The organism is Nostoc sp. (assembly GCF_054880495.1).
Genome location: NZ_JBTYKD010000311.1, coordinates 1 through 24,487 on the forward strand (window position 1 = coordinate 1; position 24,487 = coordinate 24,487).

The 24,487-nt window shown below is 38.3% G+C and carries 23 protein-coding genes and 2 pseudogenes; 19 read left to right on the forward strand and 6 right to left on the reverse strand.

The features are described 5' to 3' along the window. On the reverse strand, positions 1–476 hold a 476-nt coding region (locus ACYTXL_RS26915), incomplete at its 3' end, for a tetratricopeptide repeat protein (protein WP_461927365.1). A 360-nt stretch (positions 477–836) separates the two neighbouring features. Next, positions 837–2,159: a tRNA nucleotidyltransferase/poly(A) polymerase family protein gene (locus ACYTXL_RS26920; protein ID WP_461927366.1), complete on the reverse strand. Its 1,323-nt coding sequence runs from the start codon at positions 2,157–2,159 to the stop codon at positions 837–839. A gap of 86 nt (positions 2,160–2,245) precedes the next feature. On the opposite strand from ACYTXL_RS26920, the gene ACYTXL_RS26925 reads away from it, so the two are divergent. Further along, a complete protein-coding gene (locus ACYTXL_RS26925) occupies positions 2,246–2,494 on the forward strand; it encodes a Ycf34 family protein (protein WP_292790237.1) in 249 nt (82 codons plus the stop codon). Positions 2,495–3,129: 635 nt separating this feature from the next. Here ACYTXL_RS26925 and ACYTXL_RS26930 read toward each other — a convergent pair. Beyond that, positions 3,130–3,396 carry a hypothetical protein gene (locus tag ACYTXL_RS26930; protein WP_461927367.1) on the reverse strand — a complete coding sequence of 89 codons (267 nt, stop codon included), beginning with the start codon at positions 3,394–3,396 and terminating at the stop codon, positions 3,130–3,132. A 448-nt stretch (positions 3,397–3,844) separates the two neighbouring features. Between ACYTXL_RS26930 and gvpA (ACYTXL_RS26935) the strand changes: the two genes are divergently transcribed. The 9 genes from gvpA (ACYTXL_RS26935) to ACYTXL_RS26975 all read left to right on the forward strand — a co-directional run bounded on the left by gvpA (ACYTXL_RS26935) (position 3,845) and on the right by ACYTXL_RS26975 (position 11,692). After that, positions 3,845–4,069, forward strand: coding sequence for a gas vesicle structural protein GvpA (gene gvpA, locus ACYTXL_RS26935; protein WP_461927368.1), 225 nt, complete (start codon positions 3,845–3,847; stop codon positions 4,067–4,069). Between the two features lie 421 nt (positions 4,070–4,490). Beyond that, positions 4,491–4,565 (forward strand): gas vesicle protein GvpC, encoded by a 75-nt coding sequence (gvpC, locus tag ACYTXL_RS26940; RefSeq protein ID WP_461927384.1) that lies wholly within the window; start codon positions 4,491–4,493, stop codon positions 4,563–4,565. A gap of 1,954 nt (positions 4,566–6,519) precedes the next feature. Continuing rightward, positions 6,520–6,744 (forward strand): gas vesicle structural protein GvpA, encoded by a 225-nt coding sequence (gene gvpA, locus ACYTXL_RS26945; RefSeq protein WP_461927368.1) that lies wholly within the window; start codon positions 6,520–6,522, stop codon positions 6,742–6,744. Between the two features lie 210 nt (positions 6,745–6,954). Continuing rightward, positions 6,955–7,449 carry a gas vesicle protein GvpC gene (gvpC, locus tag ACYTXL_RS26950; RefSeq protein ID WP_461927369.1) on the forward strand — a complete coding sequence of 165 codons (495 nt, stop codon included), beginning with the start codon at positions 6,955–6,957 and terminating at the stop codon, positions 7,447–7,449. 394 nt (positions 7,450–7,843) lie between these two features. Then, positions 7,844–9,091, forward strand: coding sequence for a gas vesicle protein GvpN (gene gvpN / locus ACYTXL_RS26955; protein WP_461927370.1), 1,248 nt, complete (start codon positions 7,844–7,846; stop codon positions 9,089–9,091). A gap of 2 nt (positions 9,092–9,093) precedes the next feature. After that, positions 9,094–9,543, forward strand: a complete 450-nt coding sequence (locus ACYTXL_RS26960) for a gas vesicle protein (protein WP_461927371.1) — start codon at positions 9,094–9,096, stop codon at positions 9,541–9,543. 370 nt (positions 9,544–9,913) lie between these two features. After that, positions 9,914–10,381 carry a gas vesicle protein K gene (locus ACYTXL_RS26965; RefSeq protein WP_461927385.1) on the forward strand — a complete coding sequence of 156 codons (468 nt, stop codon included), beginning with the start codon at positions 9,914–9,916 and terminating at the stop codon, positions 10,379–10,381. Between the two features lie 175 nt (positions 10,382–10,556). After that, positions 10,557–11,294, forward strand: coding sequence for a gas vesicle protein GvpF (gene gvpF, locus ACYTXL_RS26970; protein WP_461927372.1), 738 nt, complete (start codon positions 10,557–10,559; stop codon positions 11,292–11,294). 11 nt (positions 11,295–11,305) lie between these two features. Next, complete coding sequence (locus ACYTXL_RS26975) at positions 11,306–11,692, forward strand: gas vesicle protein GvpG (RefSeq protein WP_461927373.1); 387 nt, start codon at positions 11,306–11,308, stop codon at positions 11,690–11,692. Between the two features lie 233 nt (positions 11,693–11,925). Here ACYTXL_RS26975 and ACYTXL_RS26980 read toward each other — a convergent pair whose 3' ends face one another. After that, positions 11,926–12,192, reverse strand: coding sequence for a gas vesicle protein (locus ACYTXL_RS26980; protein WP_461927374.1), 267 nt, complete (start codon positions 12,190–12,192; stop codon positions 11,926–11,928). A gap of 199 nt (positions 12,193–12,391) precedes the next feature. Between ACYTXL_RS26980 and ACYTXL_RS26985 the strand changes: the two genes are divergently transcribed. From ACYTXL_RS26985 to ACYTXL_RS26995, 3 genes are read left to right on the forward strand one after another with little or no spacing between them, the layout of a single operon-like run. After that, positions 12,392–13,075 (forward strand): GvpL/GvpF family gas vesicle protein, encoded by a 684-nt coding sequence (locus tag ACYTXL_RS26985; protein WP_461927375.1) that lies wholly within the window; start codon positions 12,392–12,394, stop codon positions 13,073–13,075. 28 nt (positions 13,076–13,103) lie between these two features. Next, on the forward strand, positions 13,104–15,023 hold the full coding sequence (locus ACYTXL_RS26990; protein WP_461927376.1) for an ArsA family ATPase: 1,920 nt from the start codon (positions 13,104–13,106) through the stop codon (positions 15,021–15,023). Positions 15,024–15,055: 32 nt separating this feature from the next. Further along, complete coding sequence (locus tag ACYTXL_RS26995; RefSeq protein ID WP_461927377.1) at positions 15,056–16,897, forward strand: AAA family ATPase; 1,842 nt, start codon at positions 15,056–15,058, stop codon at positions 16,895–16,897. A gap of 165 nt (positions 16,898–17,062) precedes the next feature. Here the strand turns inward: ACYTXL_RS26995 and ACYTXL_RS27000 are convergent, their stop codons facing one another. Together ACYTXL_RS27000 and ACYTXL_RS27005 are read right to left on the reverse strand one after the other, a co-directional pair. Further along, complete coding sequence (locus ACYTXL_RS27000) at positions 17,063–17,347, reverse strand: hypothetical protein (RefSeq protein ID WP_461927378.1); 285 nt, start codon at positions 17,345–17,347, stop codon at positions 17,063–17,065. Next, positions 17,329–17,649, reverse strand: a complete 321-nt coding sequence (locus ACYTXL_RS27005) for a hypothetical protein (RefSeq protein WP_461927379.1) — start codon at positions 17,647–17,649, stop codon at positions 17,329–17,331. Before ACYTXL_RS27005 ends, ACYTXL_RS27000 begins: the two co-directional genes overlap by 19 nt. Before the next feature lie 417 nt (positions 17,650–18,066). On the opposite strand from ACYTXL_RS27005, the gene ACYTXL_RS27010 reads away from it, so the two are divergent. The 6 genes and pseudogenes from ACYTXL_RS27010 to ACYTXL_RS27035 form a co-directional block, all read left to right on the forward strand. Next, positions 18,067–18,657 (forward strand): response regulator, encoded by a 591-nt coding sequence (locus ACYTXL_RS27010; protein WP_461927380.1) that lies wholly within the window; start codon positions 18,067–18,069, stop codon positions 18,655–18,657. Between the two features lie 24 nt (positions 18,658–18,681). After that, a complete protein-coding gene (locus ACYTXL_RS27015; protein WP_461927381.1) occupies positions 18,682–19,287 on the forward strand; it encodes a response regulator in 606 nt (201 codons plus the stop codon). Between the two features lie 79 nt (positions 19,288–19,366). Next, positions 19,367–21,718 carry an NACHT domain-containing protein gene (locus ACYTXL_RS27020; RefSeq protein WP_461927382.1) on the forward strand — a complete coding sequence of 784 codons (2,352 nt, stop codon included), beginning with the start codon at positions 19,367–19,369 and terminating at the stop codon, positions 21,716–21,718. A gap of 465 nt (positions 21,719–22,183) precedes the next feature. After that, positions 22,184–23,611 carry an esterase-like activity of phytase family protein gene (locus ACYTXL_RS27025; RefSeq protein ID WP_461927383.1) on the forward strand — a complete coding sequence of 476 codons (1,428 nt, stop codon included), beginning with the start codon at positions 22,184–22,186 and terminating at the stop codon, positions 23,609–23,611. A gap of 275 nt (positions 23,612–23,886) precedes the next feature. Next, a pseudogene (locus ACYTXL_RS27030) lies at positions 23,887–23,976 on the forward strand (tRNA (adenosine(37)-N6)-threonylcarbamoyltransferase complex dimerization subunit type 1 TsaB); the annotation flags it as partial. A gap of 171 nt (positions 23,977–24,147) precedes the next feature. Beyond that, positions 24,148–24,487: pseudogene (locus ACYTXL_RS27035) on the forward strand (6-aminohexanoate hydrolase); the annotation flags it as partial.

Genomic DNA, 24,487 nt, shown 5'->3' on the forward strand with positions numbered 1-24,487 from the left:
TTGTTATAACTGAATCTAAATGTACATTCTAGAATCAACTTTTGATTCACTAGCGAATAGGGTTGAATTTCTAGAGCAGCTTTAAAAGCTCGGATACCTTCACCATACTCTCCTAGTGCCGCATAACACAAACCCATCCCGTGAAGCGCTCCAAAATGTATTGGATTTATCTGCACAACCATCTGACAATCGACCAAAGATTTTTGATAATCACCAATACTGTAATAGAGGAAAGCACGGCGATTCCAGGCTTCAGCAAAATCTGGCTGGTCTTTGATTAGTGCCGTCAACACTGTTTCGGCTTGAATAATTTCACCTGCATCGAGTAACTTTTGACTGCGATCAATTATTTCCAGCCCATAGATTCCCTTTTGCTGAAACCAGATCCGCCAGATTTTTCTAGTTGCCTTTTCGCGGACTGTGGCATCCGGGTTTTTCAACTCTTCAAGTAAGGAATTGATAGATAAAGAATCCATGAATTTGAAATCAGTGAATATACCTTTGTATTAACTTTCTCACAAAATATATCCATTAAATCATTTTTAAAGTCATCTTTAAATTTGCAGTGATTATTAATTGCTAATTATGAATTTCCTGTGTGATTTCTTGTATTTAGTAATACGGCTAATACCACACTCGACATCGGGAGCATCCCAAATATATAAATTTATATCAAACCCCGGTTATAGAATTGTCATTGCGTTCACTACGCTGTCACTTCGTACCCAACGGGAAGGCTTACCCTAACGCAATGACAAATATGTTCTTGCTGAGAGGATGTTTTAAAAGTGGAGCATCTGGCGTGTGGGGTGCAATGACTATGGAATTATAACTAATTACCCGGACATGATATGACGACGTGCAAATGCGATCGCCTCTGTTGGTGTTGAGACTTTCCCCTCAGCTTGTGCTACGGCAATTTCTGTCAACAGTTGGCCGATGATTGGCGAAGCTGGGATATCTAATGCTATAATCAACTCCTTCCCGCTCACTAATGGAGTGGGATGAGCAATCAGATCATCAGGGTTCAGGTAGCGGTTAATCAAAGGTACCCAGACAAGGCAACCCCTTGCTTTGGTTTCCTCTGTTGTGGCGCCTGCTGTATGTAGTGGCTTGTCATTAGACATCGCCTCGACTAAATTATCAAGTGCGACAGCTAGCACTGCCGTAGCAGGAAACACCATATCTGCGTCATGGAACAAAAAGTATTGTTCTCGCAACGACGACATATCGACTAGTTGAAACTGCGGTAACACTTTCAAAGCAGTGGTTACACCCCGGATTTCGGCACGACTATAAGTTAGTTCCTGTAGCTCTATTTCTGCTAATTCTGGATCTGGGTTGACAAGACAAGCAAGTTTGGCAATACTTAACCAAGTGGTTTTGATAGTATCGCGGACATCCTCTTGCAGTTGTGCCCCTAATTGTGGCCAATTTTGGGTTAGTAAGGCGGCTGCATTGTCAACTGCTGCTAGTTTGCTCAAGCTTTCACGGGTGGCGTTTTTGAAAAAAGGGGCAAGTAAACCATCTTCCCAAGCACTTGTAATCCAAGAAGTACCTTGAGAATTTGCCAGTAGATAGCCAATTTCTACCCTAACTCGTTCGGCTGCAACTTTGCTGATATGTGATACCAAAGATCGAATTGTGGCTTGGGTAGCTGATTCAATAGTAAAACCTAGTTGAGCAGCTTGGCGATAACCTCGCATTAACCGCAAAGGGTCATCTTTGAGGTTGGCGGGTGATATCATTCGCAAAATGCCCTGTTGTAAGTCTACACAACCTTGCAGAGGATCGATAATTTCTTGTGTATGGGGATTATAGGCGATCGCATTTATTGTAAAATCTCGTCTGTGCAAATCAACTTCTATACTATTTCCTTCCTGTTGGGCAAAATCTGCTGTGGCGTGGGGAAAAACCACACGCGCAATCTGTCGTTCGGCATCGAGTAACACAAAACCAGCTTTGTAATGATGTGCGATCGCTCTCGCTACCTTTACCGCCTTAAATGGTATAACAAAATCTAGATCCAGATATTCACGGGTTCTGCCAAGGATGGCATCTCGTACAGCACCACCTACCATGTAAGCGGGTTGTGGCAGCAATTCTAAGCTAAAAGGCCAATTTTCGGGAGCTAGGGTAGAAGGAACTGATTTATCCATTGTAATAAAAATCAACCCAGCAACTCATCAATAACAGTTGGGCTTAAGTTAGATTAACAATAAAGGCGCCTGGAGTTGGTTCTATTATGTGTATTTGCGTGAACTGCCACTATGTAGACAGCTGTTTTACCTATCATGCCGTAGAGGGGCAGCACCAACAGCCTCACTTGACCGAAACACCAAATTTTGATCCGAACGAACCTTCTATCAATGTCAACATTCGGACTAAAGAGGATGTAATTGAAATGGAATGGGATGTTGTTGGTTGTCTGAGCTTTAAGCGGGAAACGGGTAAGTGGTCGAAGTTGCGTCCTGGTGAATTAGTGCCGACTTGATAGAAAATTATTGGTGCATCTTAAAGCTGACTACTGCACCAAACAGCAGTAGTCATGACAGTTAATCCTTCGGCATTGTTTCAGGATTCTGTTTGTCCTCTAGGCTATATTTTGCCCTGGATGTTAACGTACTTTTTTCGCTCTAATATTCTCCTAACTTGAGAGCCACTTAAGTTGATTCCTATTGGATTGGGACCTACGACTGAATTGTTGCACCACCAAATTTTCTTGTTTTGTAGGGGTGCAAAAACGCCGATTATTCATCCGCTTTATTTTGCTTTTATTACTAAGAATAATCTATTGACATCCTCCCCACCCTACTCCGTTGAGGGAGGGGCATTCGGTGGCTCATGGTAACTATTTTATCTTGATAGCTACGCTTTTTACTTCATTTTTCTCCCTACCTAAATTTGAATTGACGATGTATCAAAAAAAATGTCTTACATGAGGTCATGTAAGACATTTTTTATTGCTTGTGAGAAATCCGGGTGAGGAGGGTAAACAGCCGTTCCCCCCTACGATAGAATGATGTTGTGTGGTAATTTTTATTCTGGAAATCACCTAAAATCGTAGATGCGAAAACAACATGATTTTCGACCCTTTTTTATGGTGGGCTATACTTAGTGCCATTCGACTCAACCTTTTTGAACTCGGTGTTCAAACTCCTCACGGGTTTCTTCAACTATAACCAGAGAAGATGCATAGATATCTTTATGTTCCTGTTTCAACCAGTTTAAAAGACGAGCCATCTGGGCATTTCTTAAATCTAGGTCGGTCTGAAAAATAATTGAAGTTGCCATCACTTGAGCATATTGAAGTGGATGACCTTGATTTACTAAATTAGCAATTAAGCCTGCTAATGCTTCCTGCCGTACTCGATCAGAAGTAGCTTCTATAGACATGATTTTTATTCCTAGATAATTGTTGAGAATATCCTATGTTATTTACCAAAGGTTTTAGGAACTGTAATATCACGTAATTTCAAAAGGATGGATAAAAATAGCAGTGTATTTACTTAATAAATTATTTTAAAGTATAGTCACACATCAAAAAATATATTTTTTTTGAAATATTTAAAAGTTTAGTAAAAATCAAAAAAATACATTAAATATTACAAAATAAACAAAATTTGATATTAAAGCTTACATTTTTATTTAAGTCCTATATAAAATAAGCATAAGTTCAACATTAAAGCTATCAATTGCTTTTGACTACTTGTTTTTCTAAAATTCTTTATACAGATAAACTCTTTACATTTATGAAAACGTATGTTTAATTTGATTCAGTAGAGAGCAAAGGCAAATGCCTAGCTAAATACTAAAAATTAACAATGAGTTAAGGTCTAAAATCATGGCAGTCGAAAAAACTAATTCTTCTTCAAGTTTGGCAGAAGTTATTGACCGTATCTTAGATAAAGGTATCGTTATAGATGCTTGGGTACGTGTTTCCCTAGTTGGTATTGAATTACTTGCAATCGAAGCTCGGATTGTTATTGCTTCTGTTGAAACCTACTTGAAATATGCAGAAGCTGTAGGCTTAACACAGTCAGCTGCTGTACCTGCTGTACCTGCTTAATTATTCAGTAGATGCAATCAAATTAGAATGGCAAGCTAATACCGTTTCTTCGTGAAGTCATCTGCGCCAAGATATTTCGATTCCTCCTCTTCCTGTGTTGTTCTTTGCAGTTAGTTTTTAGGGACTTGGATATCAGAATATCTTCATAGAGACTTGGTAGAAGTGATTCTAATTGGCCTTCTGTTTTTCGTCGATTATCTTGATATTTCTCAATCAAGATTTATCAAAGGATAAAATGCCAAGAGCAGCTATTGTTTAAGCTACATTATCTGGATATTAATTATCCAGTTAATGTAGCTTATTCATGATTTGAATAATATTGCCAAGTAACCTCATGATAGCTTTAATGGAAAGAATCTGGCAAGAACATCAGTCGATAGCTGAGGAAGTATCTTAACTATTTAAAGAGACTCATGAATTCTTGTCCGCTACAACAGCAGACAGACAAGAGAAAGCCAAAAAGCAAGCGCAATATTTGCATCAGTTCCACCAATAACTTGAGCAAGCCAAAGCACAAAGACAATATCTGCATCAATTTCGTCAAGATTTGTTTGCGAGCATTTTTGGCACATTTAGTCGTTAGTCAACACTCTGACCAAGGGAGTTAATACCCTTTCTCTAAATTACAGTTCATTCTTCTTTGTTCCTGGCCGTACATCCGTAGATTTATTTTAGAGAATTGGTAATCTGTTGGCAATAGCCGAACGTAGTAAAAATATAACGTTCAGCAGAATCAGATATTTTTGGTTCGCTTCCCGAAAATAAACCAAAATGCCTTGTCGAATTTAACCAATGCTTAACATTGTAAAGAATTTCTAAGATACTACGCTCCGGCATCAAAGCACGAATTTTTGATTCTAATTCTTCGACTTCATTCGTTTGGGCTAGGGATGGGATTCTTTTAAGTACAGGTTCTCCGTCTTTATCGATAGTGAATTGTTTATCAACCGCACAAATCTCATCTACAATGTCAGCTACCTGCGCTAATTTATCTTGTAGGTGTTTAACAAAGTCATCTGGGTCAGCAGGAAATTCAAGTAAGCGACAGATATCCTTTCAATAATCCCTTGTTTCATAATTTTGTCCGCTAGTTCTCTTGGTGTCCAATGACTAATTGGTCGTCCATAGTCTTCAGATAGCGAACATGCTTTTGTCGAATAATTCGATTACTTGCTCCATACTAAATTTTACAGGTGCGCCAATACGCTCAGAGTCTAGTAATCTCTGAAAAATAGACAAATCTTTATCGATAGTTTCTAACCATCGCTTTCGCCATAAACGAGCCATATCCAGACTAATATCTAATGTTCGAGCGATTTCGCCATGATTTTTATCAACAGAAGGCAGTAGAATTTTTTTTGCACGCAGTGCTATTTGTTGCGCTAAAGCTGCCTAATTTTATTGCTTGATTTTGGGGGTTGTTTTTCCTCTTCTTTATAAGTAAGTGGGTCAAATTAAATATAAAACCTTACTCTGCTTCTGGCTTCCCTCTCCGAACTCACGGAGAGGGATTGAGGGTGAGGTTTTATCTTATATTTAATTGTGCCTTCCTACTTACCCCCTCAACGCTTACAAAAAATATGGATGGTAGAGCAAAATAGAGACAAAGTGTTACAAACCTATAAACAAAAGTATTACAACTAAAAGCCGCAACGATAGATTGAAGGTTTTATCTTACGTAATACTGATAAATACAAATATGTAGTACATTTGCCAACAGTATCAGGAGCTTGCCGTAACGCAATGCGGATTTAAGACCCCCGCCACTTTTTGATAGATTTAAATCAGGTGGTGTTTGAATCCCCATGTGATTTCTCCCCTTGTCTCTTTCCTGACTTTTCACGGGAAGTCCTCAAGCCCCGAAAAAACGTGACTTTTTCCACAGGCTAATTCTCAATAGCTTTAAGTTAATGAAAATAGCTAACGAAAAAATCAGGGCTTGGAAAACCCTAGAAATGGACTTTTCCACATACTATGAAAAGTCAGGTTTCTTTCTTCAACGAACAGATACTTATTTTTGTCGCAAGATAATTCTTCAAAACATCCTAACTCAATTTTTCAAGATTTTAGTAACTGTAATATTACGTAGTTGTAGAAAAAAGGTGGAAAAATTACAGTGTATTTGCTTACTAAATTATTTGTCGAATCTAAATCAACATCTTGGGTAAAAATAATTTTAAAAAATTACAAATTTTAAAACATACGTTAAAGATTACAAAACAAACAAAATTAAAGATTAAAACTTACATTTCAAGTGAAATTTTATATTAAATCAACATAAATTAAACATTAAAGCTCTCAATCGTTGTTGATTGACTATCTTTTTGGATTTTTTATACAGATAAACTCTTTACATTTATGAAAACGTATGTTTAATTTGATTCAGTAGAGAGCAAAGGCAAATGCCTAGCTAAATACTAAAAATTAACAATGAGTTAAGGTCTAAAATCATGGCAGTCGAAAAAACTAATTCTTCTTCAAGTTTGGCAGAAGTTATTGACCGTATCTTAGATAAAGGTATCGTTATAGATGCTTGGGTACGTGTTTCCCTAGTTGGTATTGAATTACTTGCAATCGAAGCTCGGATTGTTATTGCTTCTGTTGAAACCTACTTGAAATATGCAGAAGCTGTAGGCTTAACACAGTCAGCTGCTGTACCTGCTGTACCTGCTTAATTATTAAGTAGATGAAATCAAATTAGAATTATAACCTAAATAATTCTGATTTGCATTCTGTTTTTTGTCGATTATCTTGATACTTGTCAATCAAGATTTATCAAAGGATAAAATGCCAAGAGCAGCTATTGTTTAAGCTACATTATCTGGATATTAATTGTCCAGTTAATGTAGTTTATTCACGATTTGAATAATATTGCGGAGAATCTCATGACGGCTTTAATAGAAAAAATCCGGCAAGAGCATCAGTCGATAGTTGAGGAAGTATCTCAACTATTTAAAGAGACTCATGAATTCTTGTCCGCTACAACAGCAGACAGACAAGAGAAAGCCAAAAAGCAAGCGGAAGAGCTGCATCAGTTCCACCAAAACCTGGAGCAAACAACCGAGGAATTTCTAGCCGAAACCGCTAAAGAAAGGTTTGCTCAAGCTAAAGTACAAGCAAAGTTTTTGCATGAGTTCTACCAAGAACTTGAGCAAACAAACGAGGAATTTCTAGCCGAAACCGCTAAAGAAAGGTTTGCTCAAGCTAAAGCACAAGCAAAGCATTTGCATGAGTTCTATCAAGAACTTGAGCAAGTAACCCAGGAGTTTCTAGGAGAAACAGCAAAGGAAAGAACTGAGAAAGCCAATGCCCAAAGGCAACATCTGCATGAGTTTCGTCAGAATTTGTCTGTTAGCATTTTTGGCACACTTCTTCGTTAGTCAATACTCTTTCTCTAAACCCTAACTACAGATAATTCTCTTAATTCTTCCCTGGTATCCATCTGTAGATTTATTTTAGAGAATTGGTAATCTGTTGGCGAACTAGATTAAATAGTAAAACCCCCTAATCCTACAGTTAAATAACTGGTCAGAAAAGGGGGCATATTCAACAATGAGTTTTAGTGTAAAACTTTAGATATTCTATTCTATGTATTAATTTAGTTTCAGGAACTTATCAAGTCTTAACGTTTTTTCTCAGCTTAGTTTTTGAAATTAACTAGCATTAACTTTTGGCTTGCTAAACCGTATAACTAGAATAGCATATCAAGTTACAAATTGCAATCTAACAATCTGAGTTTTTGTCTCGAAAAGCTATTTTTCGTTATCGTAATCTATGACTATCACTGCAAATAACAACAAAAGAGCTGTTCTTCGTGTCCGTCCAGGGCAATTTGTCATCACACCAGCGATTGAGCAGGTAGTAATTCGGGCATTGCGCTATCTCGCATCAGGGTTTGCGATTCACTTACGTGGCCCAGCAGGTACTGGGAAAACAACCTTAGCCATGCACCTGGCTAACTGTCTAGATAGACCAATCATGTTAATTTTCGGAGATGATGAATTTAAAAGTTCTGATTTGATTGGTAGTGAATCGGGTTACACCCATAAAAAGTTACTGGATAATTACATTCACAGCGTTCTCAAAGTCGAAGACGAATTTAAACAAAATTGGGTTGATTCTAGACTAACTCTAGCTTGTCGAGAAGGCTTAACCTTGGTCTATGACGAATTTAACCGTTCACGACCTGAAGTGAATAACGTATTGCTCTCTGCTTTAGAAGAAAAAATTCTGACTCTTCCTCCTAGTAGTAATCAGCCAGAATATCTGCATGTTCATCCCCAATTTCGGGCTATTTTCACCTCCAACCCAGAAGAGTACCACGGAGTCCATGCGACTCAGGATGCTTTAATCGATCGGTTGGTCACTATTAATATGCCAGAACCGGATGAGCTAACTCAAACCGAGATATTAGCTAATAAAACAGGCATCAATAGACCAGATGCTCACTTAATTGTGCAGTTGGTTAAAGCATTTCGCTTACGTACAGGTGGCGAGAAGACATCAGGATTGCGGTCTTGTCTGGTGATTGCTAAGGTATGTGCAGAACACAATATTTTGGTATCAGCAGAAAATTCTGATTTTCGGGAAATTTCTGCAGATGTGCTGTTCAACCGCACCAAGTGGTCTGCTAGCGAAGCTAGAACGATTTTCCTAGAATTACTGGATCACCTACACGTAGAGGCAATAGAGGACTCGCACGATAGTATCACACCAGAGGATACAGATGCGATACCTACGGCGAGCGAATCTATCGCAGAAGGCGGGTTTCCAACCATCATCGATTCTAATTTTAGTGAACTTCATCCAGAAGCCCCAGAACAGCCAGTTGTAAATAGTCCTGTTCCGTTCGAGCAAGAAATTTATCACTACCTACAACAGCGCAAAAGTGGAGCATTCTCTGTAATTCAAAAAGAATTCAACCTCAACCGGATCTCAACAACTAATGCTCTCAATGCTTTAGAGCAAAAAAGCTTAGTGAGCAAGAACAACCGTATATATACCATTGAAGAGCCGAATTAATCGTGACTACTACCCCACTACACCCAACACGTCCCCAAATTAACTCAAATCGAGTAGTTCCTACATCTACACAAGGTTCCACCTTAGCAGATATTCTCGAAAGAGTTTTAGATAAAGGAATTGTAATTGCTGGTGACATTTCTATATCTATTGCCTCAACGGAACTGATACATATTCGGATTCGTTTGTTAATTTCTTCAGTTGATAAAGCTCGTGAGATGGGTATAAATTGGTGGGAAAGTGACCCATATCTCAGTACCAAAGCTCAACGTTTAGTTGAAGAAAACCAACAACTTCAGCAAAGGCTAGAAAGTCTAGAATCACAGCTACGTTTACTCACATCTGCAAGTGTGAAAGATGAAGCTACATTAGCAGCGAAGAATCAAGACGATTTCCAGCCAATGTATGAAGTAAATGGTCAATTGGAAAAGGATTCACAAGTTGAGGCTTAATCAGTTTCTGGAAATGTCAAAGCAATCCATATCCAATTTAAGTAAGTAGGTGAGAATAAATCAAAGTAAATTAACTAATGTAAAAAATCTTGATATGAGTTTGTAGTGTTCGCGTAGCGCGATGCCCTGAGCTTGCCGTACTCCGCAGGAGTTGTAAGCTACGCGCAGCGTCTCGTAGAGAGGGCTACCCTGCGGGAACGCTTCTCTACGAGAGGCTTCTCTACGAGAGGCTTCGCCAACGCCAACGCGAACAGCCCTCAAATTAGGACTAAAGTCCTTACTACAAACCTTGAATTATTCACACCGCTCTACTTATACCAAGATTAAATCGAATTCAACAAATTTAGAAAAGGTAGATAGCATCATGGCAATGGTTTGTACTCCATCTGAAAAGTCTCCCGGTTTGCTACCTACCACTTCTAAAGCTAACAGCAAAGCAGGTTTAGCTCCTTTACTTTTGACTGTAGTGGAACTAGTACGCCAGCTGATGGAAGCACAAGTAATTCGGCGCATGGAACAAAACTCTCTCAGCGAATCTGATTTAGAACGAGCAGGTGAAAGTTTGCAAAAGCTAGAAGAACAAGTTTTAAACTTGTGTGAGATTTTTGAGATTGAACCAGCAGACTTGAATATACATTTAGGAGATGTTGGTAGTCTTTTGCCATCACCCGGATCTTATTATCCAGGTGAGATTGGGAATCAACCTTCTATACTGGAACTATTAGACCGTCTTTTAAACACTGGAATTGTTGTAGATGGTGAAATAGATTTAGGTATAGCCGAACTCAATCTCATTCATGCTAAGTTGCGGTTAGTTTTAACCTCAAAACCGTTGTAATTAAAACTTACGCAACTGGCACACGAGAACAAGAATAGAAGGTGGTCAATAGTCAATATCCAACTGTCAAAAGTTAAATCAAGTTGGACTATTGAGTCTTGACAGCCTCATCAATAAATCTCTAATACTTGCGTAATTTCTGATAATTCCTTTAGTTTGAGTACTCTTTAGAATTATGACATTTGGTCTTTACCTATACGGTATTTTTCCTGAACCAATTCCAGAAACAGTTGTTCTTAAAGGATTGGATTCTCAACCTGTCTATAGTCAATTAATTGATGGGTTTAATTTTTTGTATTCAGAGGCAAAACAAGAAAAATATTTAGCCTCTCGACGCAATTTAATCAACCACGAAAAGGTTCTAGAACAAGCTATGCAAGCTGGATCCAGAACCTTACTGCCTTTACGTTTTGGATTAGTTGTGAAAGATTGGGAAACAGTAGTTACACAACTAATTCAACCATATAAAGAGCAGCTAAAAGAGCTATTCCAAAAATTAGCTGGGCGTCGAGAAGTCAGCATTAAAATTTTTTGGGACAGCAAATCTGAATTACAAGCATTGATGGAGTCTCATCAAGACTTGAAACAGAAGCGAGATCAAATGGAAGGAAAGTCATTAAGTATGGAGGAGGTAATTCACATTGGACAATTAATTGAAAGTAATTTAGCAAGTCGCAAGGAATCTATAATCGAAGTGTTTTTTAATGAGTTAAAACCATTGGCAGATGAGATTATCGAAAATGCCCCAATGACAGAAGACATGATTTATAACGCTGCCTTTTTGATTCCTTGGGAACAAGAATCTATATTTAGCGAACAAGTCGAAGCGATTGATCAAAAATTTGGTGAACGTTTACGCATTCGCTACAACAACTTTACTGCACCGTATACATTTGCTCAAATTGCTTCATAGGAGTCAAGACTATGTTAGGGAAAATCTTACTATTACCAATTACGGGCCCAATTAGTGGACTTGTGTGGATTGGAGAACAAATTCAAGAGCGTACTAATACTGAATTTGATGATCAAGAAAATCTTCATAAACAATTATTAAGTCTGCAATTGAAATTTGATATGGGCGAGTTTTCTGAAGAAGAATTTGATGCTCAAGAAGAAGAACTTCTCTTGAAAATTCAAGCTTTGGAGTTGGAAGAAGAGTCTCGTCTGGCTCTAGAGTTAGAAGAAGAACAAGAAGATTATTCAGTCGAATCTGAGTTTATAGATGTATATGAAGAAAATGAACTTTACCAAAACCAAGGCATATTTATAAAAGAATATGAAGAGAATGAAAATCTAGTTTTATCACCCTAATAAATAGTTTTTATAAACTACATACGCTTATAAGGGATGAAAATAACTAGAGGTTAGAGGTGATAAATTAGTTTTTTATTCAGTACTGAATACTAAGTTTTTGACTCAAAAAATTGATTTCTTTACCTCTAGCTAGTTAATTTATAAGATTAAACAATTAATAACCCGCTTTCACGGGTTAGTCGTTTAATTTTTGTTCTTTTTTCAGACTAAGTTTAGCGAAACTTTAGATTTTAGTATTCAATGTCAAAAGTTCGATAGCTATTAGTTTCAGTGAAGATTTTTGAACTCGCCACCGGAGTAACTCGTGACTCACCATTACGTAACTGCTTAATATTATGGTCTATCGTATCTACCTCGGTTTGGAGTGTAGTTAAACGTTGTGTAAGTAGCCCTTTTCGCTGCTCAATAAAAGCTAACTCTTGCTTAATTCTTTGTTTCTCTGTGATTAGCTTATAAAGTTCTAATTGCTTAGATGCCTCAGAGAGATTACGAGGCATTGTGCTAATTCTGGGTCTGATTATTACTTGGTTATGTATTTTTCTCATGGCATTTACTTGAATGTTTGATAGTATTATAACTAAAATTTCAAGAATGTAAATAGTTTTGTAAAAATTAGCACTTTTTTTATTTTTATGCCAAGATGATTGTTTTAGAGACTGTGGGTTATGCTTTTGAAGTTTTTATCTGGTTAAAATTATGCGATCGCCAAATTTCTACACTTACGCATTTTTGAATACTCCTGATTTTCCTTTAAATTTGCCAGATGGCAATCTTGGTAAATTACTATTGATTAATGGCAAGAATATCTCAGCTGTTGTAGAACCTGGAATATCTTTAGAATTAAGCCAAAATAACGATGAGCAAGTCATCAAAATGGTTTTAGCCCATGATCGTGTTATCTGTGACCTATCTCGTCAAATCACAGTTTTACCTTTGCGTTTTGGCACTTATTTTATTTCTGAAGATACATTGCTAAATCATATAGAATCCCATGCTCAGGAATATCAAGATAAACTAAATAACATTCAGGGAAAAAACGAATATACTTTAAAGGTCATTCCCCAGAAAGTTGAAGAGCTTCCCAAGGCATCTGGGGTAAATGGCAGAGATTATTTTTTGACTAAAAAACAACATTATGAGCAGCAAAAAAGCTTTCTTGCGGCCCAAAATGAAGAAAAATCTCATCTAATTAATTTAATTACAGAAACTTATCAAGCATCTGCGATCGTTCAAGATAATGCAGAAGAAGTACGGCTTCATCTTTTAGTTGATCGCCATGAGAAAGCTTTACTTTTAGAACAAGTATTAACTTTGCAAGAAAAATGTCCTCATTGGAATTTAATCTTGGGAGAACCTCTTCCTCCTTATCACTTTATTTAATTACAAGTTTTACAGGGAATTTTTAAGTATGAACTACTATGATTCATTACATCTAGTTATGTTTAGCGGCAAAGGTGGGGTTGGTAAAACTACCATTTCTTGCAGTTTTGCACGTTATTGGGCGCGAAAGTTTCCTCAAGAAAAAATTCTGTTAATTTCTACAGATCCTGCACATTCTTTAGGTGATGTATTGCAATCAGAAGTTAAAGATATTGCTTTACCATTAACAGATTTACCTAACTTGAGCGTTCAGGCACTGGATGCTCAAAAACTGTTGTTGGAATTTAAAGCAAAATACAGCTATTTTTTAGAAATGCTGGTGGAGCGTGGCAGTTTAGCTGATGGAGGCGATTTAGCACCAGTATGGGATTTAAACTGGCCTGGTTTAAATGAATTAATGGGATTGCTAGAAATTGAACGTTTATTGTCTGAAAAAAAGGTAGATCGTGTAGTTATAGACATGGCTCCTTCTGGACATACCTTAAATTTATTAGGCTTAAAAGATTTTTTAGATGTTATTTTAAATTCCTTAGAATTGTTTCAAGAAAAACATCGGGTAATCACTAAAACTTTTACAGGTAGTTATACGGCTGATGAAGTCGATAACTTTTTAGTAGAAATGAAAACCGAATTAGCAGAAGGCAGGCGCTTACTGCAAGATGAAAAATTTACAGGTTGTTTGGTTGTAGGTATTTCTGAACCAATGTGCTATTTAGAAACTGAGCGTTTTCTAAATAGTTTAGAAACTTTAGAAGTTCCTTATGCTGGATTATTCATCAATCGTGTTTTGCTAAATTCGGAGCTAGAACCAGACCGTTATGCTGAACAGCAAAATCTCCTGAAGAAATACTTACAACTTAGCCCTAATCACCCGGTTTTTATCTTACCGCAACAGAGAGTAGAACCCTTAGGCGAGGTGGCATTAGATTCTCTAGCATTCCAGATTAAACAAATTGAAAGTGTTGAACTTGCTCCACCACCATTTATTCAATGGCCTGCTAAAGTTTTACCTAGCTTCCATGATTTTCTCAATGAAGGATGCCAATTAATTATTGTTGGTGGTAAAGGAGGTGTAGGTAAAACGACAGTGGGAGCCGCTATTGCTTGGGCTTCTTCCCAACAACATCCAGATAAAAATATTCGGGTCATTTCTATAGACCCAGCGCATTCTTTAGGAGATGCTTTTGGGACAAATCTAGGACATGAGCCTGTATCTTTAGCATCTAATTTGACTGGTCAAGAAATTGATGCTCATCAAGTTTTAGAAAAGTTTCGCGTAGATTATCTTTGGGAATTAGCGGATATGATTAGTGGTGAAGGTTCGCAAACAGATACAACATTTAATGTTGCTTATGTTCCGGAGGCATGGCGGCAGATTATGTCTCAAGCTTTACCAGGTATTGATGAGATGCTAGCCCTAATTAATGTGATGGATTTATTGGACAGTAAGCAGCAAGATTTAATTATTTTAGATACAGCACCAACTGGTCATCTTCTCGAATTTTTAGAAATGCCATCGGCTTTAGGTGATTGGTTATCTTGGATATTTAAATTGTGGATAAAATATCAAGATGTTTTGGGTAGAGTTGATTTTCTTGGACGCTTACGACATTTACGCCAACAAGTTGTACAAGCGCAAAAGAAGTTAAAAAATTCCCAGCATACTCAATTTATTGGTGTAGTTCAGTCGGAAGTTGCAATCATATCTGAACATATCCGTTTAACAGAGACTCTAAAAAATATGGGTGTTAATCAGCGTTATGTAGTTCAGAATCGTTACAGTCAAGAGGTAGAAATTGATGGCAGTCTATTTCCAGAGCAAACTATGATTCGGCTACCTAGTTTACCGCGTTCTGTGGAGCCTATAGCCCGGATTCAAGGAGCGGCAAATCTTTTATTTGAAGTCGAGGAATTAACTAAAAATAAAAGAGGAATCGGGCAAAAGTAAAGTAGATTTTTCAAGATTTTTGGAGTCATTGTATGAGTGATTTATTCAAGGGATTTGAACAGTTAATTGAATTAGTTAAGACTTTAGAAGAAAAAGTAGAAAAGGGAGAAATTAAGACGGATTTCCAGATTAACTCCCGTTCTATGAACAATATTCCTCGGTCTGGGAATATACCGCGTCCTAATAATATGGCTAACGATATTGGCACAAGCCGTATCCGCACCCAACCCTCTGCTAATTCTGATGCAGGGAATGGAGCTGCACCTGATATTATTGCACCACCTGATGCCCCTTCAGGTAATGCTTTGAAAGATATCGGGGGGCTGAATGAGATTCTCAAAGAACTCAAAGAACTAATCGCTATTCCCTTAAAACGCCCTGATTTGCTAGCTAAACTGGGGCTGGAACCAACCAGAGGTGTACTTTTAGTTGGACCTCCTGGTACTGGTAAAACGCTGACTGCGCGTGCTTTAGCTGAAGAACTCGGCGTTAATTACATTGCTCTTGTGGGGCCGGAAGTCATTAGCAAATATTATGGTGAAGCCGAGCAAAAACTTCGGGGCATCTTTGAGAAAGCTGCTAAGAATGCTCCCTGTATTATCTTCATTGATGAAATCGATAGCCTAGCTCCAGACCGCAATTCTGTAGAAGGTGAGGTGGAAAAACGCGTTGTGGCTCAACTATTGGGTCTGATGGATGGTTTTTCTCACAGCGAAGGTGTGATTGTTCTGGCTGCCACGAACCGCCCCGACCATCTTGACCCAGCTTTGCGTCGTCCTGGCCGATTTGATCGCGAAGTGCAGTTTCGGATTCCAGATGCTAAAGGACGTAGAGATATTCTGGAAATTCTCACCCGTGCTATGCCTTTGGATGAGACGGTTAATTTGGACTTCATCGCTGAAGGGGCTGTGGGATTTGTGGGAGCTGATTTGAAAGCCGTTTGTCAAAAAGCAGCTTACACAGCCTTGCGCCGTCAAGTTTCTTCGATTGAGGGACAAATTCCCGAAAATATGACGGTTAACCAAGCTGACTTTTTACAAGCACTCAAAGAAATTAAACCGGCTGTGTTGCGGAGTGTGGAAGTGGAAGTTCCACATATAGCCTGGGAAGATATTGGCGGTTTGGATAAGATTAAGGAAACCTTACGAGAATCAGTGGAAGGAGCGCTTCTTTATCCAGAACTTTACCTGCAAACTAAAGCATTAGCGCCCAAGGGAATCCTATTGTGGGGACCACCGGGAACAGGTAAAACTTTATTAGCCAAAGCTGTTGCTTCCCAAGCTAGGGCGAATTTTATTGGTGTCAATGGTCCGGAACTACTCACCCGTTGGGTAGGTGCAAGTGAACAGGCAGTGCGGGAATTATTTGCTAAGGCGCGTCAGGCAGAGCCTTGTGTAATATTTATTGATGAAATTGATACTTTAGCCCCGGCACGCGGCAGTTACAATGGTGATTCGGGAGTGAGCGATCGCGTAGTCGGTCAACTATTGACTGAGTTGGATGGTATAGAAGTGGGAAGCACTATCTTGGTGATTGGGGCGACGAATCGACCTGATGCCCTTGACCCAGCTTTGTTACGAGCTGGACGCTTGGATTTACAAATGAAGGTAGATTTACCAGATTTAACTAGTCGCTTGGCAATTCTGCAAGTCCATAGTCAAGGACGACCCCTGGAAGATGTAGATTTAAAGTATTGGGCAGAGATGACCAAAGACTGGAATGGTGCAGATTTAACTTTACTGTGCAATCAAGCGGCGGTAGAAGCAATTCGGCGTTTCCGCTCCCAAGGATTAACAGAGCCTTCTGATATCAGGATTACTACTGATGATTTCAATTATGCTTATCAAGTTCTAACTCAACAGCGCCCAGATTAACTTTTTGGCAATCCGGTAAAAAGATGCAGGGTTTTATACTAGACCTCTTGCAAAAGGAACTTTTGCAAGAGGTAGGGAAAGGGCAAAGGGAAAAGGAAAATTCCATCCCTTTTCCCACTTCTGCAAGAAGTCTATAGGCTTTTAGTACATATTCAAGAATTATTGCTACAGATTCCTCATCATTGGGGGAAGTGAATACAGAAGGTAGTACCGCGATGTCTGTGAGAGTTTACGCCTCCACGCTTCAAAATTGTGGATAAGTTCATTCTCCGCGAAGCCCAACATTTCTTCCCAACGAGCCGAGAAGAAAACTTCATCAGTTTTGATGTTCCAGTCCCAGATACCATCATTGCTGCCTCGCAGTGCCAAATGCCAGCGTTCTTCACTTTCGCGTAAAGCCGTCGTGCGTTCATCAACTCTGGTTTCGAGTTCTAGATTGAGTTGTTGCAATGCCTGTTCTGCACCTTTTCGTTCTCGGATTTGTGCCTGTGCTTGCTGATAGGCACTCGCTTATAGATCACTACCCGATCTGTCTGAAGAAACTGGCGCACTTCTGCGGCTGTGACACTCAAAATTTCTTTTAGCTCGAGCGACTGACGAATCCGTAAAGCAATCGCCGCCATCATTTGTTGTTGTTGCCGACTTTGTTCTAACTTTCGGGTCAGTAGTATCAGTTCAACTGTATGATGAATTGCACTTTGCAAGATTTCCGGTGTGAGATAATTTTTCACATTTGCAGCGATTTTCCCCATCCAAACAAAAGGGAAGTATACTAAATGCAAGCATCTTGGAAAAGCTAGTAGTAAAGCTTACCTCATGGCAGTTGAGCAAGTAGCTACCAGAGCCAAGATTCAAGGACTGCAACAATCTATAGATACTTTAGTACAAGGGTCAGCAGATTTAGTTGAAGAGGCTGAAAAATATAAACAAGATTAATAATTTATGTTCGTGAATATTATGACTTTGTTGGCAAAATATAACTTAACAATTGGACTGCCAATAAAAAACCGTTTCTTTGAAAAATGTTGGGTTTGGATTTAATTTCGTTCTACCCAACCTACGAAATCATCAGAGTTTTAGAAATTCCCTAACAAAGTCATATTATTTGCAAACAACTATTTTTTTTCGTCCAAAGTCCAAATACTAAAACAGCTAATACATCTCAAGTAATGACAAAAATCTTAGTAATTGAAGACCAAGAAGATATCCGTAGACTCATTGTAGAAATGCTGACTGCCGAAAATTTCTATGTTATGGATGCAGAGAACGGACAAGTCGGCATTAAATTATTACAAGCAGAAATTCCAGATTTGATTATCTGCGACATTATAATGCCTAAGTTAGATGGATATGAAGTTGTTAGCTGGTCTCGTGAAAATCCAGAAACTGAAGCGATTCCTTTCATATTTCTTACAGCTAAAGCTTCTCAAAGTGATATTCGTCAAGGCATAGAATTAGGTGCAGATGATTATCTGACTAAGCCGTTTACAAGAGCAGATTTGTTGGGGTCAATAACAGCGAGAATTGAAAAGCAAGAAATAATTAATAGACAAACTCAAAGAAAAATAAACAAATCTTACAACTATATTACTCAATCAACTAGCAATGAGTTGTGTAATCCTCTTCAGAGAATCATGTCTATTTCAAAGAGGCTTATAGATAACTATGAATTAATGGATAAAGATGAAATATTAGAAAATCTCAAAGAAATTTATAATTTAAGCGAAAGATTACAGGAAATAAATCCAAATAAATTATAAATACACTCAACTATAAAATTAATTATGAATCCTATCCAAATTTTGATAGTTGAAGATGAGCAGTTAGTTGCTGATGACCTGAGAGAAACTCTAGAATACTTGGGATATAATGTCCCTGCCTTAGTTGCATCAGGAGAAGAAGCTATTTTCATAGCAGAAACTTTGCAGCCTGACTTAGTGCTAATGGACATCAGGCTAAAGGGCGAAATCGATGGAATAGAAGCCTCTTTAAAAATCCAGTCTCGCTTTAATATTGCCTGTGTTTACTTAACTGCTAATGCCGCTCGATCGACACTAGAGAGAGCTAAGACTTCCCAACCTTTTGGTTATATTTTAAAACCATTTGATCAAAGAATACTAGCTACCACAATTGAGATTCCTCTTTCCCGACACAAAGCAGAAATTGGAGTTAAGAAAGCGCTGGTTGCTGCCAAAACTAATCAGCAAATTGCTGAGTCCAAAAGCCAGGTAAGATCTCAGCACTTTTACATGGCAGCACATAAGTTTCGTAACCGCTTGACTACAATTCGGCTTAGTCTTGAAATGCTGAAAGCCTATGGCGCTCAGATGTCAGAGCAAAGGAAACAAAATCATATCAACGGCATTGATTCTGCCACGGGGTATAAATAATTCACTTGTCGCTAATTTAAAAAATTGAATATAATTGATGTCAATTAATTATTGAATTGAATAAATTTCTGATATCAGTATGGCCAAACGATCTCTCCAAGCTTCAGATGAAGGTATTAGAAAAGCCAAACAGGCTTTTAATGATAAAGGTTGGACACAAGAATATCTTGCAAGTCAAGTTGGTTTAGACAGTCGCCAACCAATTTGGAAGTTTTTTACTGGCAAACCTATTGCCCGTCAAATATTCCATGAAATTTGTTTGACTTTAGCACTAGAGCCAGAAGATATTGTTCAAAGGCTGGAATTTAAACCAGATGAAGACTTAGCATCTCAGCAGATACTAGAAAGTAAAAATTCTACTATCATTGACCCTTTAGTGATTAAAGTACGTGCTACTCATTCGGAAAAAATTCAACACCAATGTGGTACGATCCGGTTGCTAGATGTTGCTCGTACTGTAGAATTAGATGAATTATTTGTTGAGGTAAATATAGTAGAAGAAATTAATAGTCAAAGATGGCTAGATATTTCAGATTTACAAAAATTTGATAATAAAGCTTTAGATAAATTTGACTCCGAGGAAGTTAGTACTAAGAGAATTACAGGTTTAGAAGCTATTGAGAAATCTTCTAAGCTTATCTTACTTGGAAAGCCAGGAGCAGGAAAAACTACTTTTTTACAATCAATTGCTATCCTTTGTAATCAAGGTAAATTTCAGACTCAAAGGGTTCCCATTTTTATTAGTCTGAAAGATTTTGCTGAAAACATGGATTATGATGATAAAAATTATTTATTAAGCTATTTAATTCAAGAGTTTAGCATTTGTAAAATAAGTCAACAAGAATTAGAATCTTTACTGCATGAAGGTAAAGCTTTAATTTTGCTAGATGGTTTAGATGAAGTCTCCGAGAAAAATAGTGATAAAATTAATCAAGTAATTAGTAATTTTTTAGATATTTATTATAAAAACATAGTAATTATTACTTGTCGGATTGCATTTAAACATCAGAAATTCAAAGGGTTTGCTGAAGTAGAAATTGCTGATTTTACAAAATTACAAATTTCAACTTTTGCGGAGAAATGGTTTGCAGCGTTTGCTAAAAATAATCTCTCGTTAAGAAAAACATTAGCTTCTAAATTTATTGATACAATAACACTTCCCGAAAATCGACTGGTTCAAAACCTAGCATCTACACCTCTCTTATTAAATCTCACTTGTTTAGTTTTTCAATATTTAGGCGATTTTCCTACTAAGCGTTCTGAAATTTATCAACAAGGATTAGAGTTATTACTGGTACGTTGGGATGAAGCAAGAGGTATAAAAAGAGATGAGGTTTATCGTAATTTAACTTTAACTCAGAAAATTAAATTGCTTAGTTATATAGCTGCTATTTCTTTTGAAACAGGAGATTACTTTTTTGAAGAAAGCAAAATTTGTCAATTAATAGCTGACTATCTATATTTGCTACCCAATGCACCGACTGATATAGAAGATTTACAAGTAAATAGTAAAGCTGTACTGAAAGCAATTGAGTTACAGCATGGATTATTAGTTGAACAAGCTAGAGGGATTTATTCTTTTTCTCATTTAACATTTCACGAATACTTCACTGCGAGGAACTTTGTTGCTAATAGCGATCAAAAAACATTAGAGCAACTTGTCAATCATTTGATTGATAAGCGCTGGCGTGAAGTCATTTTGCTCACATCAGAAATGCTCAGATCCTTTGAGAACTTATTCCAGTTAATGAAGCAACAAATTGAGAAGTTAGCTGTTACAGATGACACATTAAAGTCTTTTCTCACTTGGGTAATGCAAAAATCTTCAACAGTTACCTCAAATTGTCATCCATCTGCTATACGTGCTTTTTACTTTACCCTTGTCTTACCTCCTCATTATTCTTTATCGCGCAACCAAACTCTAGCTATATCTTTAGATAACCATATTGCTGGAAAATTAGCTGATGATTTAGCTTTAGATTTAGCTTTAATCCATATCCTTGCTGTTAGCCTCTCTTTAACTCCAGAGATTTTTTTTAAGCGCATCTCTGCGATAAAATTAGCTCTTGATATTGATTATTTACTACAAGAGCATTCATCTTTATATGAATCTCTGCAAAGCCTCAAAAATCAATTGCCTAGTTCACAACAAGATAGAGAGACATTGAAAGCATGGTGGCAATCTAACGGGCAATTTTGGACTACACAACTAAACGAAGCGATCACAATTAACCGACACATAGGTTATAATTGGCAATTTAGTGAGGAACAGTTGCAGTTAATTCAGCAATACTGGGAGGCAAACAGTTTACTAGTATATTGCTTCAGCACTGCTAGTAATATTACTCCCAACTTACGAGAGATGATTGAGGAAACTTTGATTTTACTGCCAGATACAACTGAGAATTTTATGAAGAGTTTCGTCAAGTAGCCTACAAATATTTAGGTAAGTAGGTGTGCGTTAAAAAGCACACCTATATTAAGAAATATAAATTGCTTAAAAGCCTATACTGCAAACGTTTATGGGACTTTACATAAGTTCACCTAGTTCAGTTTAGTTGTGCCTATCTACTTAATTAATACTCAAAAAACCGATTAATTAGGTATATAAAAACAAATGTATCTGAGAAAAAAAGTGAATTTTTCATGTAAAACATTAGATATCTCCAGAAATTAAATATGCGTTACCCAGAACCCTTGTAGAGACGTAGCAGTGCTACGTCTCTACATTCTTTTTCACTCTTATGTCTAATAGTGGTAGGCATCAGCCATTCATGCCTTAACTTCTAATTAATCTTTAATTAAAGCTAGCTTAATCATTAGGCAGGGATAATAACAAAGTGAAAAAAAAATACAATATCCCTCAGTAAATATTGTCTCTTGTAGGAATACTAATATGCTCAAAACAAACCTCATTCTGTTCTTATTAGCGTCATTTTTTGCTGCCCCCGCCGCCAACGCAGAGGTTAAGCTGGTCGCAATTGGGAGCCTAAGTGGTAACATCAGTGACCTCTCCAGCAAAACTTCCGCTCCTCTTGAAAGTGGTGTTCCAGGAAACATCCTCGGTGGTTTGGGGTCAGGACTGGCCTACGCTGGCGGTAACACCTTTATCGCCATCCCAGATCGCGGACCCAATGCCAAAGCATACAATAGCGCTGTGGATGACACAACATCCTATATCAACCGCTTCCAAACCATCAGTCTGAAACTCATACCCAGCCAGCTTGGTTCAGGGTTGCCCTTTACTCTTACTCCTTCTCTAATTGACACAACCCTGCTATCGAGCAAGAAGCCTCTCTACTACGGTACTGGGGTGGGACTGGGGCTGCCCAGTGGTGTCCCTGCCCTGAATACCAAGAATACCTACTATTTCACTGGACGCTCAGACAACTTCGACCCCACCCAGATATCGACCTATCCCAATGATGCCCGCTTCGATCCTGAAGGCGTGCGTGTATCCAATGATGGTGAGTCCATCTTTATCTCTGATGAATACGGTCCCTATGTGTACCAATTCAACCGTGAGACAGGTAAGCGGATTAAGGTCTTTACGCTCAACAGCAAGTTCGCAGTCAAAAAGCTAAATCCTGTTGGTGATACAGAGATTAGCAGTAACACGTCTGGACGTGTTGCGAACAAGGGTATGGAAGGTCTAGCGATTACCCCTAATGGCAAGACTCTAGTCGGCATCATGCAGAGTCCGTTGCTTCAGGACGGTGGTACTAATGGCGCTTACACCAGAATTGTTAAGATCGACATTGCAACAGGTGCCACCCAGGAATACGCCTATCAGCTAGATAATATCGGCACCTCAGCTAAACCAAAATACCCGACAGTAAGTGAGATTTTGTCCATCAACGATCGCGAATTCCTAGTAGACGAACGAGATGGCAAGGGGTTGGGCGATGGCTCTCAGGCTGCTTTTAAGAAGATATACCGGATCAATCTGACGAATGCTCAAGAAGTAAGCAATATCACTGGTGAAAAGAACCTCGCGGGTAAGGCAGTTAGCAAGACCCTATTCCTCGATGTAGTAGCTACCCTCACTCAGAATGGGATCAAAGCAGAGGACATACCCGCCAAGCTTGAAGGTTTGGCTTTCGGATCAGATGTGGTGATCAACGGCGTGATCAAGCATACGCTTTTCATCAGCAACGATAACGACTTTGTTGGTACCATAACGTCGGATGCTTACCATCCAGCAGGTATCGAGAACCCAAACAAGTTCTTCGTCTTCGCAATTGACATTACTGATATTCCAGGCTTCGTATCCCAGAATATTAAAGGAGAGCATAAATATCCGGCGTTCTGGGGAAGAGAATGATCGCAGTATCTCTTGTGGGGTGGGCATCTTCCCATTAGTGTCAAGTTAAGAAAGTTAGAGTCTTGTCAAATGGGTAAAACTTAACATATAGCAATCCTATGTTCTGCTCCCCGACTTCTTAAAGAAGTCGGGGAGCTAAATTTGGAAAATTTTGATCCGAATAGACCCACTCAAAATGACCTTTCAAAACCAGTTAGAGTAAGGGTTATAGAAGGGTAGGGTTTTGCAATCATTTTCCCCTCACGGGGATGGAAACTCGACAAAACAGTATTTAATTTATAATTGAATTTATCAAACCCCAAACTTGGGCAGATTTGTCTTATATCGCAGTTGCAAAAAGCATTGGCGGCTTTACAGGAACTAGGTAATCTCGATTGTCACCAGGGCAAATCTCCTAATTGGTCAGAGGCGAATGTATCATACAAATGGGGATAAAGATGGGCGGCAAGAGAATTTTTAAGCGTCCCACAACTAAGAAAAGTTATTCTTAGGAAGGCGATCGCAGAAGATAAAGAAGCCAGCCAAGAGAAAACAGCATGACCAACGCACAGCGACTCGACCATGTAGAAGATGAACTCGAAACTGTTAAGCAATTGCTAGTGTCTACTGCTAGCTATGCCGAATCAGCAAACAGGCAGCTTGACCAGTTGAGCATAAAACAAGACCGTACCCAATCTCACCTTGACCAGATAGGGGTGCGTGTTGACGAGTTGACCATCAAACAAGACCGTACCCAATCTCACCTCGACGAGTTGACCATCAAACAAGATCGTACCCAATTTCACCTCGACGAGTTGACCATCAAACAAGATCGTACCCAATCTCACCTCGACGAGTTGACCATCAAACAAGATCGTACCCAATCTCACCTCGACG

What these genes read in the sequence shown, in the direction of transcription:
- ACYTXL_RS26990 (WP_461927376.1), top strand. Translation starts at nt 13,104, where the DNA reads ATGAACTACTATGATTCATTACATCTAGTTATGTTTAGCGGCAAAGGT.
- gvpF (WP_461927372.1), top strand. Translation starts at nt 10,557, where the DNA reads ATGACATTTGGTCTTTACCTATACGGTATTTTTCCTGAACCAATTCCA.
- ACYTXL_RS26930 (WP_461927367.1), bottom strand. Translation starts at nt 3,396, where the DNA reads ATGTCTATAGAAGCTACTTCTGATCGAGTACGGCAGGAAGCATTAGCA.
- ACYTXL_RS26975 (WP_461927373.1), top strand. Translation starts at nt 11,306, where the DNA reads ATGTTAGGGAAAATCTTACTATTACCAATTACGGGCCCAATTAGTGGA.
- gvpA (WP_461927368.1), top strand. Translation starts at nt 3,845, where the DNA reads ATGGCAGTCGAAAAAACTAATTCTTCTTCAAGTTTGGCAGAAGTTATT.
- ACYTXL_RS27005 (WP_461927379.1), bottom strand. Translation starts at nt 17,649, where the DNA reads ATGGGGAAAATCGCTGCAAATGTGAAAAATTATCTCACACCGGAAATC.
- ACYTXL_RS26995 (WP_461927377.1), top strand. Translation starts at nt 15,056, where the DNA reads ATGAGTGATTTATTCAAGGGATTTGAACAGTTAATTGAATTAGTTAAG.
- ACYTXL_RS26980 (WP_461927374.1), bottom strand. Translation starts at nt 12,192, where the DNA reads ATGCCTCGTAATCTCTCTGAGGCATCTAAGCAATTAGAACTTTATAAG.
- gvpA (WP_461927368.1), top strand. Translation starts at nt 6,520, where the DNA reads ATGGCAGTCGAAAAAACTAATTCTTCTTCAAGTTTGGCAGAAGTTATT.
- ACYTXL_RS26925 (WP_292790237.1), top strand. Translation starts at nt 2,246, where the DNA reads ATGTGTATTTGCGTGAACTGCCACTATGTAGACAGCTGTTTTACCTAT.
- ACYTXL_RS26965 (WP_461927385.1), top strand. Translation starts at nt 9,914, where the DNA reads ATGGTTTGTACTCCATCTGAAAAGTCTCCCGGTTTGCTACCTACCACT.
- ACYTXL_RS26920 (WP_461927366.1), bottom strand. Translation starts at nt 2,159, where the DNA reads ATGGATAAATCAGTTCCTTCTACCCTAGCTCCCGAAAATTGGCCTTTT.
- gvpC (WP_461927369.1), top strand. Translation starts at nt 6,955, where the DNA reads ATGACGGCTTTAATAGAAAAAATCCGGCAAGAGCATCAGTCGATAGTT.
- ACYTXL_RS27025 (WP_461927383.1), top strand. Translation starts at nt 22,184, where the DNA reads ATGCTCAAAACAAACCTCATTCTGTTCTTATTAGCGTCATTTTTTGCT.
- ACYTXL_RS27020 (WP_461927382.1), top strand. Translation starts at nt 19,367, where the DNA reads ATGGCCAAACGATCTCTCCAAGCTTCAGATGAAGGTATTAGAAAAGCC.
- ACYTXL_RS27010 (WP_461927380.1), top strand. Translation starts at nt 18,067, where the DNA reads ATGACAAAAATCTTAGTAATTGAAGACCAAGAAGATATCCGTAGACTC.
- ACYTXL_RS27015 (WP_461927381.1), top strand. Translation starts at nt 18,682, where the DNA reads ATGAATCCTATCCAAATTTTGATAGTTGAAGATGAGCAGTTAGTTGCT.
- ACYTXL_RS26985 (WP_461927375.1), top strand. Translation starts at nt 12,392, where the DNA reads ATGCGATCGCCAAATTTCTACACTTACGCATTTTTGAATACTCCTGAT.
- gvpN (WP_461927370.1), top strand. Translation starts at nt 7,844, where the DNA reads ATGACTATCACTGCAAATAACAACAAAAGAGCTGTTCTTCGTGTCCGT.